Consider the following 396-nt stretch of genomic DNA (forward strand, 5'->3'; position numbering starts at 1 on the left):
TTCATCTAGACAGTAGGCTGATTGATTATTGATGCTTCTTTCTTAACAAAACACCTAAGTGATTCTCTGTGCATATACTGTATCATTACTACAGGATTATGATTAAATACAACTCAATCCATACATAAAATAATCAAGGAGAGGTTAATTTTGAAAATTCCAAAGACAGCCAAAGTTAGTATCCCCTTTCCATCCGTATGGGGGATTGATGCTTCTATTGCGGGGAGATCCATTATTAGAGGTATACTTACCATTGATTCCATTGTAGACAACAAAGTAGTAGGTACAGTTAATTTTCGTGGTATACCTATTCCGATTAATGGGTATTGGGACGAAAGCGCTAAACAAATAAGTTTCGATTCACCATATGCCTCCTTTTTTGGCAACTTGACAATA

1 pseudogene is annotated in these 396 nt (G+C 35.6%); it reads left to right on the plus strand.

Features of this window, described 5'->3' with window-relative positions:
• Nucleotides 1–150: 150 nt before the first annotated feature.
• A pseudogene (locus FOT98_RS32755) lies at nucleotides 151–396 on the plus strand (hypothetical protein); the annotation flags it as partial.

Source organism: Bacillus sp. HY001 (assembly GCF_007558965.1).
GTDB lineage: Bacteria > Bacillota > Bacilli > Bacillales > Bacillaceae_G > Bacillus_A > Bacillus_A mobilis.